The sequence below is a fragment of the Tindallia texcoconensis genome (genome assembly GCF_055383815.1).
Genome location: NZ_AP042431.1, coordinates 508,834 through 521,909 on the forward strand (window position 1 = coordinate 508,834; position 13,076 = coordinate 521,909).

The window sequence follows — 13,076 nt, forward strand, 5'->3', positions numbered from 1 at the left end:
AAGATGCTTATGTCAACAAAAGTTGAAATAACAGCGTTGTTAGTATGACTCCCAATAGAGCGCCTACTACTACTTCTAAAAAGGTATGAATATTAGCTTCCACTCGGCTTTGGGATACCAATAAGGCTAACAACATCGACAACCCGCTTACCAAAAGATTGGCGGTAATAAGACTAATGGCTGTTGCAATAGAAAAAGCTAGGGTGGCATGCCCGCTTGGCATCCCACCAGAAAGAGGAGATCCCTTGCCAAGATACACTTTAATACCCAAGGTAGCTGTCATCACCACTACCAATACAATAAAGGTGATATGAACGTCCGACTCTCTCACTACCATAATAACCTGCTGTGAGGCCGGATTTAAATGGGATGCAAAAAGAAGGTATCCCATAATCACAGCATTCAAAGATGCAATAAGTACCGCACCAGCCGCTACATTTTTCGCTATTTTTGCAAAAATATTGTATTGGTCTGTCATTAAATCAATGGTCGCTTCGATAGCGGTATTGATCATTTCTGCAACAATGACCATCGTAATCGTCGCAAAAAGAATCATCATTTCCCAGCGATTTAACCGAAAAAAAAGGCTCATCAACAGAACAAAGGCGGAAACCGTTACATGAATCCGCATATTTCTTTGTGTTCGCAAGGTATATACAATGCCTTGAAAAGCATAATTAAAACTGCTCATCAGTTTTTTTACTTTCATATTTAATCCTCCGGTTACTTATTCGGTAAGATTCATTAATATCATCACCTGTTCTTCTTTTTGCCGCATTATTTTCTTATTAGCTTCATCCATATGGTCATACCCCATTAAATGAAATACACTGTGGACCACCAAATAAATCATTTCACGATTCTCACTGTGACCGTATTCTTTCGCCTGTTCTATTACTTTCTCTGTTGATATAACAATATCCCCTAGGAGCTTTTCCCCCACTTCTGGACCCTCAAAATCCAAAGGAAATGACAACACATCCGTTGGTTCATCTTTGCCACGATAAGACTGATTAAGCCCTTGAATTTCTTCATTCTCCACAAAAGATAAGCTCACCTGATATGTTTTTGAATAATTTTCCATTTCATAACAAAACGCAATGGATTGGTGAATCTGCTGTATGGTGGTTTCTGTCAAAGCAAGTACATCTTGTCTATTATCAATATCAATCACTATATCCATTTTATTTCCTGCCTTTCAATTCTTTTATGTCCATTTCCGGGTATTTGATTCGTTCATGCATAATTCCAGCTAACATTTGACTAAATACTTGTCTTATTTCCTTTAGTTCTGTGAGGGTTAACTGACTATCTTCTAGCTGCCCATCTTCCAGTTTTGTTTGAATTATTTTTTTAATAATTTGTTCGATCTTATCTCGATTAGGACTTTCAAGACTCCGAACCGCCGCTTCTGCCGAGTCTGCCAACATAAGGACTGCAGTTTCTCGACTTTGTGGCACTGGGCCAGGGTATCGGTACATCATTTCATCAATCATCTTAGGATCGCTACACTCTTGTTGGGCTTTATGAAAAAAGAATGCCGCCAATGTTGTGCCATGATGCTCTTTGATAAAAGCAATAATTTCCTGAGGCAATTTGCTCTTTTCGGCTATTTCCACCCCATCTTTTACATGACCCGTTATAATTAATGCACTAAGGGATGGCGCCAATTTATCATGTGGGTTTTCGCTCACAAATTGATTTTCTTTGAAAAAATACGGTCTCTTTACTTTTCCTATGTCATGGTAAAAAGCGCCTACTCTTACCAGTAATCCATCTCCACCAATATGATTCACAGCGGCTTCTGCTAAGTTGCCTACGACAATACTATGATGATAGGTTCCAGGAGCTTCCATCAACAATTTCTTTAGCAAAGGATGCGAAGGATTAGATAATTCGATGAGTTTGACTGACGTCAAGATAGAAAAGCTATATTCCCAAAACGGCAGCGTCCCTATGGCTAAAACTGCACATAACACCCCACTAAACATGCCCATTCCAGCATCCTGTAATACATAGAGGGTTTGATGGTTGCCAATCAGGCCAAAGCTAGTAATAATAACAACGTTGGAAATTCCAACAACTAAACCAGAAAAAAATATTTTTCCCCTCTGTTTGGTGTTCACCATGCTTAATACACCGGCTGTTCCTCCAGCTACACCCATTACCAAAAGCATTAAATCATTTCCTGCCATAATCGCCACTAGGATGCTTAAAATAGCATTGGTAACAATAGCCAATCTTGCTTCCAACAGCAAGGCTAAAAGCATGGCACCCGTAGCGATAGGGATCAAATAGATGGATAAAATACCGATGGGTTTTGCTGCTATCAGCACCAATAACATAATCAATACCAATAAGCCTAATTTTTTCGTTTTATAAAAATAATCAGGATGAAACAAATAGATATAGCCTGTCATAATAAACATCATTAAAAAAGTGACAGCCGATGCTCCTGCATACAATCGAGCATCGGGCCTAAACCCACTTTCAACCAAACCCAGTTCCTGCATAATCGCATAGGTGTTGGAAGATATTCTTTCTCCCTGCTCCGCCAAAACATCTCCTCTGCGAATAACAACAGGAGAGACAGCTTCTCTTGATTCCTGACGCAACCGCTCCGTTGCTTCCACATCCATAAACTGATTGGGTCGAATAGTTGCATTAATGATAACAATGGCAGATTCTTTCAATTGTTCTTCTAATTCTGTTAAAGTCGCAAAAAATTCTCTTATTTCGCTTTTTTCTTCCTGAAGTTCCGCTACTTTAATTCCGTTATTCATGCGCTGTGCAACGATTTCATAAAGATAGTTTTCAACATTATTCAATCGTTCAATAGGGGTCTCCAATAAAACCTGAAGATGAATCCCTGTAATACCCAGGTGGTTTTCTTCCAAGGCTTCTACTTTTTCATTTAGGCTTCTGTCTCCGTCCTGTTTAATGGAATAGAGATCATTAAAAAACCCATCGATATCGTTTTTTACCTCATTAAAAACAGCGGTATCCGTTCGATATACAGACGATATTCCTTCTGCTGCCTCCTCTCGAAGCTTTTGTGTTGAATGTTCATCTACAATCATCCTAGGAGATGTAATGTTTTCTGGTGCAACTTGACCAGCTCTCAAATCATATTGGGAAGGCTGTAAACTGATTAATAGTAAATAAAAAGTAACCCCAAAAAATACAACTCCTAGAGCGATATAATGCCATGTTAGTTTTCTTGATAAAAGGTTTTTTTCTTCATGTGCAGATAATTTTTTTTTCTCTGTAATTCGTTTTTTTTGCATACGCATTCTCCGCTGATTTAATCGGTCCAATATTCCCATAGAATCCTCCTCGCAGCTCCTTGAATACGTGGATATTACTCCGCTTTTTCATAGGCATTTATTATTTTTTGCACCAAAGAATGACGCACAACATCTTGCTGCGTCAAATACACTCGTCCAATTTCTGGAATATCTTTAAGAACCTCCAGTGCTTGTACTAATCCGGAAGACTTACCTCGAGGCAAATCAATTTGTGTGATATCCCCCGTCACCACTGCCTTTGATCCAACTCCAATTCTGGTAAGAAACATTTTCATCTGCTCTTGTGTCGTGTTTTGCGCTTCATCCAGTATTACAAAAGCATAATCTAAAGTTCTGCCACGCATATAGGCCAATGGCGCCACTTCAATAAGCCCTCGTTCCATGTATTTTTGAAATTTTTCCTGCCCAAGAATATCAAACAAGGAATCATATAAAGGTCGCAAATAAGGGTCTACCTTTTCTTTCAAATCTCCTGGAAGAAATCCAAGGCTCTCTCCAGCTTCAATGGCTGGTCTTGTCAAAATAATTTTATTCACCTCTTTTTGACCAAATGCTTTCACTGCCATTGCCACGGCCAAATAGGTCTTGCCAGTACCTGCTGGTCCTATTCCAAAACTCATATCTTTTTCTTCCATTACAGAAACGTAATGGGCCTGTCCTGCGGTTTTAGGTTGAATGGTTTTTCCCTTAGCTGTCATATACATTGGCTCGGCGACAAATTGTTGCACTGTCTCGGATTTCCCTCTTAAAAGCTGCTGTAGAAAATACTCTACTTTCTGTACAGAAATATCTCCAATCCTATTTTTTTCTTTAATTAAAAGCTGCAGTAGTTCTTCTGCCATAAGCACATTGGAAGGATCTCCTTGCAACAGTATCTCATCATCTCTATTAATTAGGTCCACGCCAAGCTCTTTCCGTATCATCTGTGCATGTTGATCACCCGATCCAAAGAGTTCACGAATCAACATCGCATCGGGAATTTGAATGGACTTATGCGTATTTTGCGTCAAATAAAAACCTCCATTTCAAGCTGTTATCGCAATGGCTATTCATAGCTTATTATACCTTATAATCCACTGTCTCTCCATAGTTTTTGAAATAATGTGGATGAGGTCGATTGAATGTGCTCTAAGATATCTAGCGCCAGTTTTAAAACAGAAAAAGGAGCGCTTTCTATCCTGCGCTCCTCTCTTGTCAAAAATGTTAATCCTTGTCTTTAACGCTTCCCTTTGGGTTTTCCAAGAATCTCTGAAAAAATAATCCCATTAAAGACCGTATGTTGATTTATATCCAGTTTCTTAAAAGGAGTTCTATCTTTAATCTCAGATGCATAGATAGGGCTTTTTTGTTTTAACTCCTCTGTAGGTTCTGGTGGTTTCATGTTTTTCTTCTTTTTTTCTGTCCCTAATACTTTTTTCTCTTTCAAATCTGTTTTCTGACTTGGGACTGTTTGCTCTAGATCTGGATCCTTCCTTTGGCTATCTGCCTTTTTGTTGTATTCGGTCTCCAGCTCACTTTGCATTTCTTTAAATACGTCTTGCAGAGATCTTTTTTTGGTTTGTGGAGCCGATGTAACTGGCGGTGTCTTTTGGGTTTGTCTCTGCTGCTGAGAAGTAGCTGTCCCTTGTTGCTTCTTACGTTGTTGCTGAGCTTGCTTTTTTTTGTTTGAAAAAGATGTTAGGGCAATTAAAACAACAAATATGAGGATGCTTTCAATTTGCATGCCATCACTTCCTTATTTATCCGATTCTTCATTAGGGGACTGATTTATTTTCGATATGGCATTTCTCATTTCTGTATCGGACATAACGTTTTTCATATTATAGTAATCCATAGCACCTAAGTTGCCATCTTTTAATGCTTGAGAAATTGCTTTTGGTACCTCTGCTTCTGCTTCCACTACTTTTGCACGCATTTCTTCAACAGCTGCTTTCATTTCCTGCTCTTTGGCTACAGCCATGGCACGTCTTTCTTCTGCTTTAGCTTGAGCAATACGCTTATCTGCATCTGCTTGATCTGTCTGCAACTGAGCTCCAATGTTTCGGCCGATATCAATGTCTGCAATATCGATGGATAGGATCTCAAACGCTGTTCCTGCATCTAGGCCTTTTGATAAAACCGTTCTGGAAATTAAGTCTGGGTTTTCCAAGACCGCTTTATGGGTTTCCGCAGAACCTACTGTCGTAACAATTCCTTCTCCTACACGAGCTATAATGGTTTCTTCTCCTGCACCACCCACAAGGCGTTCAATATTGGCACGAACCGTCACCCTTGCTTTTACCATTACTTCAATTCCATTTTTTGCTACAGCCGCTATCTTAGGTGTTTCGATGACTTTTGGGTTAACACTCACCTGCACTGCCTGCAACACGTCTCGACCTGCTAAGTCAATAGCAGCAGCTCTTTCAAAAACAAGGTTAATTTCAGCACGCTGTGCTGCAATCAATGCATCTACCACTCGATTAACATCGCCACCCGCTAGAAAATGTGCTTCTAGCTTATCGGAGTTTAAATCCAAACCCGCCTTCGTCGCTTTAATGAGTGGGTTAACAATATTAGAGGGCTTTACTCTTCGGAAACGCATGCCCACTAATGTAAATATACCGATCCGCACACCAGAAAAAATGGCTGTAATCCATAAACCAATGGGGAAAAAGCTTAAAAACACACTCAATATTACAAGAACAACTGCTAAAATGACCATAATCCCAATAAGACTTTCAATAGGCATCGACTATTCCTCCTAATCCAATTTTCTAACGACAATTCTTCGACCTTCCATACTAATGACCTTGACCCGAACTCCCTGTTCAAGGTAGATTCCTTCAGAAACAGCGTCAATACGTTCTCCTTCGATTTCTACTGTTCCAGATGGACGCAAATAACTCTTTACAACCCCTTCTTTTCCAATTAACTCCTCCTTTCGTTCCGTACTAATGTAACCTGAATCCGACGTCATCTCAGTTCCTAAGAACAGACGGTCAAAATAGCTGCTTTTAGGTGCATATTTTAAAATGAGGATCAATGCGATGATAGACATGATGAACGCAACAATCAGGGACACGATTGCACCTCCTGTCGTATTAGATGCCATCACAACACTGACAACAATTAATCCTAATCCACCAATGCCTGCAATCCCAAATCCAGGTGCTACGGCTTCAATGAGTAAAAGGGCAATGGCTGCTAAAAACACAAGTACCACGGCCATCCCAGTGTTTCCTGCTAAAATGCTCCCTCCAAAATACAAGGAAAATGCAATGAAACTAATGGTTCCCCCTAGGCCAAATCCAGCTGTCATCACTTCAATAATCAAGCCAACCATACCAAGAGATAGGAGAACCGGAGCCACAAATGCACTGGTTAGTACCTGAGCAATGCGAACAGCCCTTCCCATTTCTATTTCTATTGTATTGGCATTCGGAAGTTCCATCACTGCTAAAACCTCACTAATACCCCTTGCTGTGTAATCTGACAGCCCTAGCTCTTCGGACTCAGAAGCGGTGAGATTCAATAGTTCTCCTTTATCCACCACATTTTCTATAGCAATCCGTTGATCAGCCATGGCGGCCACTAATTCTGGGTCTCGTCCTTTTTCCTGGGCAACGGATCGCAATTCGCCAGTCCACGCAGATAAGGCCTTTTCTGTATCTGGAATTGTCTCTGCTGAACCAATATTGCTGCCAGGGGCCATAGTTACATAATCAGCAGATATGGTAAGAAGAACGCCTGCGGAAATAGCTCTAGGTGCCACAAAAGAGGCAGTAGTAACAGGAACATCCATGATCATCTCACTAATATTTTCTGCAACATCAACACGTCCGCCATACGTATCAATCGCAAAAATAATTCCTTGAATATCCGGATCTTCTAATGCAGAATCCAAGGAGGAAGCAACAAACTGTTCCATCGCTGGTCCCACTTCCCCTTCCAAGGGGATGATGTACACATTTCCTTCTTCTGGAGCCTCGGCACTTAAGAACGAGGAAAAGAGCAGAACCATCATTAGTACGGACAGGACAATTCTATTATATCGTCTGATCATTTTTTTATTCACAACGCACCCCTTCTTTCATCCCAATAACAAACCCATCTACCCGCAACCTCTCTCTTACTATTATATCTTTATTTTTACTTTTTAATCATAATTTGTGTATTTAAAAACCCGGCAAAGCCGGGTTTTTATTATGATTGGAGCTTTTGTCGCACCATCTGACTGACAAGTTTACCATCTGCTTTTCCTCCAGAGTCTGCCATGACCATCGTCATTACAGCCCCCATTTCTTTCATGGTACTAGCACCAGTTTTGTCAATCGCTTTTTGGACTAATTGGCATAACTCTTCTTCTGATAATGGTGTCGGAAGATAGGCTTCCAAAAGAGCAATTTCCTCTTTTGTTTGATCAACCAAATCATCTCTCCCACCATTCTGAAATGCTTCCAGAGAATCTTTACGCTGTTTAACTTGCTTTTTGATGATTTTCAATACATCATCGTCAGATATTTCTTTGCGTTCATCAACTTCGATTTGCTTTACGGAGGAACGAATCATCGTAATGACATTTTTCCGTGTAAGCTCTTTCTGTTTCATCGCTGTTTTTAGATCTACAGCTAGTTGATCTTTAAGAGACATATGCTTCACCTGACGCTTCCATTTCGATTCTTCTTATTAAAATTTCTTAGCATTCTTTCTTCTTGCCGCTTCAGACTTCTTTTTACGACGAACGCTGGGCTTTTCATAATGCTCTTTTTTTCGTACATCTGCTAAAACCCCGGATTTCGCGCACTGACGTTTAAAGCGACGAAGAGCGTTGTCCAATGATTCATTGTCTTTCACTTTAATCTCTGACATTGACTTCTCCCTCCCTCCGCTTGCACAAGCATGTGCGTAATTCATGACAGAATCTCTGTCATCCTTGCATTCGAGTTGATTGAACACGTTCCAATTATAACCTAAATGAGTTTCTAATGCAACAAAGATTTTAACCCGGAGGCCATTGCATCTCTCGGCCAGCTATCAAATGAAAATGCAAATGATCAACTGTTTGTCCACCATTTTCGCCACAATTATTGACAACTCGATATCCCGCTTCCCTCAAGCCTTCTTTTTTTACTAGGAAGTCAATGCATTCAAATATTTCCGGTAAGATTGTTTTTCTTTGATCCGCATCCAACTCATTCAAGGATTTCACATGCTGATGAGGAATTACTAGAATATGAATCGGAGCGATGGGTGCTACATCTCGAAAAGCAATCACATGTTCATTTTCAAAAACAACTTCTGACGACAATTCTTTTTGGGCGATTTTGCAGAAAATACACTCATTCAATCAGAACACCTCCTTATTCAGTACCGTCTCTTTTAATAAATTCGACAAGCTTACAAAAATTCCTTCTATCTTTTTCATAATTTTACTTCTATAAGACTACTCCTATCAAATTTTCCGCTTCCATATCAACAATTTTTACAGAAACCATTTTTTTCAATAGACGTTCCTCATACTTGGTTTCCACTTTCAAGTATTCAGCCGTATGGCCTATCATCTTTGCTGGATTACTAGAAATCTGTTGTTCAAAAATTACTTCTAGGGTTTTCCCTATAAATTGCTGCCTATATTTTTTCTTTTCCTTCCCCACAATAGATTCCAGGATTTCACTGCGTTTCACTTTTGTTTTTTCTGGTATTTGATCTGAATCCGCTGCAGCGATGGTTCCTTTTCTAGGTGAATACTTGAAAATATGAACTTCACTAAAGCCTAGGGTTTCTAAGAATCTGCTAGTCTCCTCAAAATCTTCTTCTGTTTCTCCTGGATACCCTGTGATCACATCCGTAGTGATGGCTGTTTTGGGGTCGTGCTTTCGAAATTCTTTTACAATATCCATATATTCATCTACACCATAGCGCCGATTCATTCTCTTAAGAATTCGATCTGTACCGCTTTGAAGAGATAAATGAAAGTGATGGCACAATTTGTTATAGTTCATCAGTATTGCAATAACCTCTTTATCAAACCAGGCTGGATCCAAAGAACCTAATCGTATTCGTTCTAATCCAGGTAACAAATCCAATTTATTTAATAGTCCTAATAAAGCTTTTGGTTCTTTTCTATCCATCCCATAGGATGTCAAATGTATCCCAGTCAATACAATTTCCTGGTACCCCTTGGAAATAAGGCCTTCCACTTCATCAAGAATGTCCTGCTGCTGTCTGCTCCTAACAGGACCTCGAGCGAATGGAATAATACAATAACTACAGTACTGATTACACCCATCCTGGATTTTTACATAAGCCCTTGTCATTTCTGCCTGTTTATGGATACTCAAAGCTTCATACGGAGGATTCTTTTCATATTCCTTTACTTGAATGCTTTGGCCCTTTTGATCTGCTACTGCTTCTACTTCATCGACGATTCGATGACGATTTTGAGTTCCTAAAATAACGTGGACCCCTTGAATTCCTTGAACCGCTTCTGGCTCAAGCTGGGAATAGCATCCCACTACTGCCACAATGGCTCGCGGATTATTTTTAAGTGCTCTTCGAATCATCTGTCGTGATTTTTTATCTCCTGTATGCGTGACCGTACAGGTATTAATCACAAAAACATCTGCTGCTTCTTTTTCCGAAACAATTTGATATCCATTTTTTTCAAACATTTCCAACATTGCTTGAGTTTCATATTGATTTACCTTGCATCCCAAGGTGCTAATCGCTACGGTCTTTAGATTCATTCATAGGTTCCTTTCCTTTTTTAGGCTAAAGCTCTAGCTCGTATAATAGAATGGACAACATCACCATTCCAGATGTTTCGGTTCGAAGAATTCTTGGCCCAAGTGTAACGGTATGAACATTGGACTTTACCGCTAACTCTACTTCTTCCTGATGAAATCCTCCCTCTGGGCCAATCCAAATTCCTAACCCATCGTAATCATATAAACAGCATTTTTGAAGGTAGTCTCGAACAGAAGTATTCCTTTCTGCCTCATAGGCCAATAAATGCATATAATTCGATGAACCACTCCCCACTTTCGATATGGCTTCCTTAAAAAGAATAGGCTTGCTGACCTTTGGCATTATCAAGGATTTAGATTGTTTTGCTGCTTCTTCAGCAATTTTCTGCCAACGAAGCTGCTTTTTTTCAATTTCTTTATCTTTCAACCGTACCACGGTATGCTCAGTTATAGTCGGAATGATGGTTCTCACTCCAAGCTCTACAGCTTTCTGAATAATAAAGTCCATTTTACTGCCTTTAGCAATTCCCTGGTACAAGACCAATGACGGAATGTCTTTTTCTATGGATTTCAGTTCTTTCTTTATTTTCACCAATACTTGCTTATTATTAATACTAGTAAGTTCACCGACATATCCTTGTCCAGATCCGTTGGAGACAGTGATCATGTCCTTCACTTTTAATCGCAAAACTTTTTGAATATGCTTCACATCTTCTCCCTCAATGTAAATTGTTTGTTGATTCAAATCAATATGTTCAGGTTTCGCAAAAAAATGATGCATCTTTCCACCTCCCTCTTCTCTATTATATCACAAAAAAAAGGCCTCTTATCAAGGCCTTTCTGGTACTTGTGCTACAACACTAACCCATTCGCCCATCTCTCTGGTTTCGAGGATAATGAGCCCCGCATCTTGAATGGCTTTCTCCACTTCATGCTGTTTGTCACGAATAATACCTGAAGAGATCCAAATGCCTCCAGGCTTTATATACTGCCAAACATCCTCACACATTTTAACGATTATTTCTGCTATGATATTGGAAACAATAATGTCTGCCGGTTGATCTAAGACATCCATTAAGTTTCCTTGAAAAACTTCTACACGCTCTTCCACTTGGTTCATAGCCAAATTTTCTTTTGTAATTTTCACTGCCAATTCATCTAAATCTATGGCAATCACTTTTTCGGCACCAAGTAAAGCAGCCGCAACCGAAAGGATGCCACTTCCACAACCTATATCGTATACCAACTGATGCGGCTTTACATGTTTTTCCATTTCTTCAATACAAAGAGAGGTAGTTTCATGGGTTCCTGTTCCAAAAGCCATTCCGGGGTCAATCTCCAACACCAATTCGCCAACTTGTGGCAAATAGGGTTCCCAGCTTGGTTTAATAACAATTGTATTCCCTGGTTTCATTGGTTTGAAGTATTTTTTCCATTCATTGCTCCAGTCCATTTCGTCCACAGCGGATACAGTCACTTTTCCTAAACCAATATCCAGTCCATATTCAGGAAGATAGTCAACGGCTTTTCGGATCAAGTCTAATTGATCCCCAGTATGTGGCATGTCAGGCAAATACCCCTTAACAACGGCTCCCTCCAGGTAGCTGTCCGCAAGATTTTCATCAATAAGTTCCCAAGTCTTTTCTTCCTTATGAAGCATTTCAAGGTCTCGAATGTCTTCAATGGCAACACCTGTAACACCAGCGTCATAGAGGATATTAGAAACTGCCTCTACGGCTCCTGAGGTTGTTTGTACTGATATCTCAATCCACTTCACCCTAATTCCTCCCGTCGCCTATCCTGAATCTCCGATTACTTAAACGCATCTTTTACTTTATCGAAAAAAGATTTTCTCTGTTCATGAGAGCTATCACTGCCTTCAGCTGCAAATTCCTTTAATAAATCTTTCTGTTTATCGGATAAGTTTTTGGGCACCTCTACAATCACTTTTACATACTGATCGCCTTTACCCAAGCCACGAGGGCTGGTAACCCCTTTTCCTTTCATTCGAAAGACCGTACCACTCTGGGTTCCTTCTGGGATTTTATGCTTTACTTTTCCATCTAATGTTGGCACGTCAATGGTATCACCAAGGGTTGCCTGTACAAAGGTAATGGGAATATCACACATAATATGCTGTCCTTCTCTAACAAATATCGAATGTGGCTTCACGGTAAACACCACATACAAATCTCCTGAAGGTCCACCCTTATCACCTGGTGATCCTTCCCCTGACAGGGAAATCATAGAACCATTATCCACGCCAGCAGGAATATTGACTTTAAGTTTTTTCTCTTTTTTCTTTTTTCCATTGCCGTTACATGCTTTGCATGGATTTTCAACTATTTTTCCTTCTCCATGGCAATGATCACATGGTCTTACGTTTAGTATTTGACCCAAGGGTGTTCGCTGTGCAAACCGAACTTCTCCTGTTCCATTGCAATGGGAACAACTTTTGGTATCACTGCCAGCTTCTGCACCACTTCCTTGGCAGGAATCACAGGTATCCATTTTGTTGACTTTGATTGTTTTTTCAGCACCAAAAACAGCTTCTTCAAAGGTGATGGTCATTTCATATTTTAAATCTGCACCTTTTCGAGGGCCTCTCCTTCTTGATGAAGAGAATCCACCTCCACCGCCGCCGCCAAACATGTCAAATATGTCTCCAAAAATATCTTCAAATCCACCGCCGAATCCACCAGCGCCACCAAATCCACCATTGCCTTGACCGCTCACACCATCATATCCAAATTGATCATATCTTTTTCTTTTTTCCGGATCACTTAAAATTTCGTAGGCTTCGTTTGCCTCTTTAAACTTATCTGCAGCCGTTTGATCATCTGGATTTCTGTCAGGATGGTATTTCATGGCCATCTTTCGGTATGCTTTTTTTACCTCTTCCTGACTGGTATTGCGATCAAGACCCAATATTTCATATACATCTCTTTTCGCCACTGTTTCACCACCCTAACCATTCCAAGTATATTGATTTTCATAACATTATTCTACTCATTAACCACATGCTATGGCCGCATGCCGA

Annotated in this window: 14 protein-coding genes; all 14 read right to left on the reverse strand. The window is 40.0% G+C overall.

Going from position 1 to position 13,076, the window contains the following annotated elements; genetic code table 11:
* Positions 1 to 7: 7 nt before the first annotated feature.
* A complete protein-coding gene (locus tag ACZ47N_RS02430; protein ID WP_464887555.1) occupies positions 8 to 709 on the reverse strand; it encodes a diacylglycerol kinase in 702 nt (233 codons plus the stop codon).
* An 18-nt stretch (positions 710 to 727) separates the two neighbouring features.
* On the reverse strand, positions 728 to 1,183 hold the full coding sequence (gene ybeY, locus ACZ47N_RS02435) for an rRNA maturation RNase YbeY (RefSeq protein ID WP_464887556.1): 456 nt from the start codon (positions 1,181 to 1,183) through the stop codon (positions 728 to 730).
* 1 nt (position 1,184) lies between these two features.
* Entirely contained in the window at positions 1,185 to 3,326 is a 2,142-nt protein-coding gene (locus ACZ47N_RS02440; protein WP_464887557.1) for an HD family phosphohydrolase, read from the reverse strand.
* 35 nt (positions 3,327 to 3,361) lie between these two features.
* Positions 3,362 to 4,318, reverse strand: a complete 957-nt coding sequence (locus ACZ47N_RS02445) for a PhoH family protein (protein WP_464887558.1) — start codon at positions 4,316 to 4,318, stop codon at positions 3,362 to 3,364.
* A gap of 206 nt (positions 4,319 to 4,524) precedes the next feature.
* Entirely contained in the window at positions 4,525 to 5,031 is a 507-nt protein-coding gene (locus tag ACZ47N_RS02450; RefSeq protein WP_464887559.1) for a hypothetical protein, read from the reverse strand.
* Positions 5,032 to 5,043: 12 nt separating this feature from the next.
* Positions 5,044 to 6,039 (reverse strand): flotillin-like protein FloA, encoded by a 996-nt coding sequence (gene floA / locus ACZ47N_RS02455; protein ID WP_464887560.1) that lies wholly within the window; start codon positions 6,037 to 6,039, stop codon positions 5,044 to 5,046.
* A 12-nt stretch (positions 6,040 to 6,051) separates the two neighbouring features.
* On the reverse strand, positions 6,052 to 7,365 hold the full coding sequence (locus ACZ47N_RS02460) for an NfeD family protein (RefSeq protein ID WP_464887561.1): 1,314 nt from the start codon (positions 7,363 to 7,365) through the stop codon (positions 6,052 to 6,054).
* 128 nt (positions 7,366 to 7,493) lie between these two features.
* Positions 7,494 to 7,940, reverse strand: coding sequence for a GatB/YqeY domain-containing protein (locus tag ACZ47N_RS02465; RefSeq protein WP_464888404.1), 447 nt, complete (start codon positions 7,938 to 7,940; stop codon positions 7,494 to 7,496).
* Between the two features lie 36 nt (positions 7,941 to 7,976).
* Complete coding sequence (gene rpsU / locus ACZ47N_RS02470; RefSeq protein WP_464887562.1) at positions 7,977 to 8,159, reverse strand: 30S ribosomal protein S21; 183 nt, start codon at positions 8,157 to 8,159, stop codon at positions 7,977 to 7,979.
* Positions 8,160 to 8,289: 130 nt separating this feature from the next.
* Entirely contained in the window at positions 8,290 to 8,637 is a 348-nt protein-coding gene (locus ACZ47N_RS02475; RefSeq protein WP_464887563.1) for a histidine triad nucleotide-binding protein, read from the reverse strand.
* An 88-nt stretch (positions 8,638 to 8,725) separates the two neighbouring features.
* Positions 8,726 to 10,036: a tRNA (N(6)-L-threonylcarbamoyladenosine(37)-C(2))-methylthiotransferase MtaB gene (gene mtaB / locus ACZ47N_RS02480; protein ID WP_464887564.1), complete on the reverse strand. Its 1,311-nt coding sequence runs from the start codon at positions 10,034 to 10,036 to the stop codon at positions 8,726 to 8,728.
* 25 nt (positions 10,037 to 10,061) lie between these two features.
* Positions 10,062 to 10,817: an RsmE family RNA methyltransferase gene (locus ACZ47N_RS02485; RefSeq protein WP_464887565.1), complete on the reverse strand. Its 756-nt coding sequence runs from the start codon at positions 10,815 to 10,817 to the stop codon at positions 10,062 to 10,064.
* Positions 10,818 to 10,865: 48 nt separating this feature from the next.
* Positions 10,866 to 11,813: a 50S ribosomal protein L11 methyltransferase gene (gene prmA, locus ACZ47N_RS02490; RefSeq protein ID WP_464887566.1), complete on the reverse strand. Its 948-nt coding sequence runs from the start codon at positions 11,811 to 11,813 to the stop codon at positions 10,866 to 10,868.
* Positions 11,814 to 11,848: 35 nt separating this feature from the next.
* Complete coding sequence (gene dnaJ, locus ACZ47N_RS02495) at positions 11,849 to 12,991, reverse strand: molecular chaperone DnaJ (protein WP_464887567.1); 1,143 nt, start codon at positions 12,989 to 12,991, stop codon at positions 11,849 to 11,851.
* Between the last annotated feature and the right edge of the window lie 85 nt (positions 12,992 to 13,076).

Coding starts and splice junctions, on each gene's coding strand:
- rpsU (WP_464887562.1), bottom strand. CDS start 8,159: ATGTCAGAGATTAAAGTGAAAGACAATGAATCATTGGACAACGCTCTT.
- ACZ47N_RS02450 (WP_464887559.1), bottom strand. CDS start 5,031: ATGCAAATTGAAAGCATCCTCATATTTGTTGTTTTAATTGCCCTAACA.
- mtaB (WP_464887564.1), bottom strand. CDS start 10,036: ATGAATCTAAAGACCGTAGCGATTAGCACCTTGGGATGCAAGGTAAAT.
- ACZ47N_RS02485 (WP_464887565.1), bottom strand. CDS start 10,817: ATGCATCATTTTTTTGCGAAACCTGAACATATTGATTTGAATCAACAA.
- floA (WP_464887560.1), bottom strand. CDS start 6,039: ATGCCTATTGAAAGTCTTATTGGGATTATGGTCATTTTAGCAGTTGTT.
- ACZ47N_RS02430 (WP_464887555.1), bottom strand. CDS start 709: ATGAAAGTAAAAAAACTGATGAGCAGTTTTAATTATGCTTTTCAAGGC.
- ACZ47N_RS02465 (WP_464888404.1), bottom strand. CDS start 7,940: ATGTCTCTTAAAGATCAACTAGCTGTAGATCTAAAAACAGCGATGAAA.
- ACZ47N_RS02440 (WP_464887557.1), bottom strand. CDS start 3,326: ATGGGAATATTGGACCGATTAAATCAGCGGAGAATGCGTATGCAAAAA.
- ybeY (WP_464887556.1), bottom strand. CDS start 1,183: ATGGATATAGTGATTGATATTGATAATAGACAAGATGTACTTGCTTTG.